Origin of the sequence: Shigella sp. FC1544 (assembly GCF_001722145.1) — a bacterium.
Classification (GTDB): domain Bacteria; phylum Pseudomonadota; class Gammaproteobacteria; order Enterobacterales; family Enterobacteriaceae; genus Escherichia; species Escherichia coli.
Window position 1 is genome coordinate 1 of the sequence record NZ_MECT01000241.1, and the last position, 2,141, is coordinate 2,141.

Consider the following 2,141-nt stretch of genomic DNA (forward strand, 5'->3'; position numbering starts at 1 on the left):
GACAGGCTCCGGAAGACGGTTGTTGCGCACGTATTCGGTGAACGCACTATGGCGACGCTGGGGCGTCTTATGAGCTTGCTGTCACCCTTTGACGTGGTGATATGGATGACGGATGGCTGGCCACTGTATGAATCCCGCCTGAAGGGAAAGCTGCACGTAATCAGCAAGCGATATACGCAGCGAATTGAGCGGCATAACCTGAATCTGAGGCAGCACCTGGCACGGCTGGGACGGAAGTCGCTGTCGTTCTCAAAATCGGTGGAGCTGCATGACAAAGTCATCGGGCATTATCTGAACATAAAACACTATCAATAAGTTGGAGTCATTACCCAGCCGGGCATGGCAGTTGTTTACCGGTTTTCGGATCGCGGCCTAACAGGAAAGAGCCAATTTCTACCGCACGGATACCGGCGACTTTATACAGCTCGCACGCCAGCGCCTGTGCCGGGAACTGGTCTGCCGGGATATGCGGCAGCAGTTTACCGGCATCAACGAATGCCGCGTGACCGCCCGCCTGCTGGCAGACAACGCCAATCTCTTCCAGACCATCGACCAGATACTGTACCTGCGCGATACGATAAGCCAGCCAGTCGAGATTCATGCCGTCATACAGACCTACCGCCAGACGCTCCATCGCGCCGCCTTCCAGGCCGCCATATGTCGGGAAGCCTTCCTGCACCACGCAAAGGGTTCTGCACTCGGTGTACACATCAAAGAAGCTGTCGTCTTTCATGCACAGCAAGCCGCCCATCGGCACCATCGCATCTTTCTTGGCGGACATCGCCAGCATATCGGCATATTTGTAGGTTTCGCGGGTGATCTGCTCGATGGTCCAGTCTTTGTATTCTGCTTCACGCTGCTTGATGAAATAGGCGTTTTCAGCAAAGCGTGCGGAGTCCATTACCACCGGAATATCGTATTTCTTCGCGATGCTGTACATCGCTTTTAAGTTTGCCAGTGAAACCGGCTGACCACCTGCAGAGTTACTGGTGATGGTTGCAACGATATACGGCACGTTATTCGGGCCAACTTCTTCAATACCGCGTTCTAATCCTTCGAGGTCAAAGTTGCCTTTAAAGTCGTAACGCACGCCCGTATCGAAGGCTTCTTTGATATAGACGTTACGCACGGTACAGCCGTTAATCTGGCTATGGCCCTGCGTGGTATCAAAGAAATAGTTAGAGAATGCCACCATTTTGCTGCGATCCAGGCCTTTTTCCTGCTCGCGTTTTTTAATCAGTACCGGAATATAGATTTGCTCTGCGCCACGGCCCTGGTGAGTCGGAATAGTATATTGATAACCAAAGATATTTTTCACTGACTCGGCTAACGCATAGTAGCTGCGGCTGCCGCTGTAGGCTTCGTCGCCGCGCATCATCGCTGCCTGCATACTTTGGGTTACCGCCCCGGTGCCGCTGTCGGTCAGTAAATCGATAAACACATCTTCGCGATCCAGCAGGAACGGGTTCATACCGGATTTAATAATTGCTTCTTCACGATAAGCGCGAGTAGTACGTTTTACTGGCTCAATAACACGAATGCGGAACGGTTCAGGGAGATGTTTAAAGTTTTCCATTACATAATCCTTCATTTATTTTAATTACAGTGATCCCTGTGAATATTACATCTGCAATATCCATTAATTCGCCATGTATATATACAAGCACCATCATTTACTAAAATAAGTAAATAAACGAGAGATGGCCTTTGCAAAAGGCAAAATTAAGATATAGCAAACTAATCGTTCACATTGAATCTAATCGGTTTGGCTCTGGTGATGGCTACAGAAGGGTAAATTAAGGGTGGTGATCGACAATCTTATTGTCGGTAATGACTCCAACTTACTGATAGTGTTTTATGTTCAGATAATGCCCGATGACCTTGTCATGCAGCTCCACCGATTTTGAGAACGACAGTGACTTCCGTCCCAGCCTTGCCAGATGTTGTCTCAGATTCAGATTATGTCGCTCAATGCGCTGAGTGTAACGCTTGCTGATAACGTGCAGCTTTCCCTTCAGGCGTGATTCATACAGCGGCCAGCCATCCGTCATCCATACCACGACCTCAAAGGCCGACAGCAGGCTCAGAAGACGCTCCAGTGTGGCCAGAGTGCGTTCACCGAAGACGTGCGCCACAACCGT

3 pseudogenes are annotated in these 2,141 nt (G+C 50.0%); 1 reads left to right on the forward strand and 2 read right to left on the reverse strand.

The window, feature by feature from the left end:
* Positions 1-315, forward strand: a pseudogene (locus tag BGK49_RS13130) (IS1-like element IS1B family transposase); the annotation flags it as partial.
* A gap of 16 nt (positions 316-331) precedes the next feature.
* On the opposite strand, the pseudogene tnaA reads toward BGK49_RS13130, so the two are convergent.
* A pseudogene (tnaA, locus tag BGK49_RS13135) lies at positions 332-1,576 on the reverse strand (tryptophanase); the annotation flags it as partial.
* 265 nt (positions 1,577-1,841) lie between these two features.
* A pseudogene (locus tag BGK49_RS13140) lies at positions 1,842-2,141 on the reverse strand (IS1-like element IS1X2 family transposase); the annotation flags it as partial.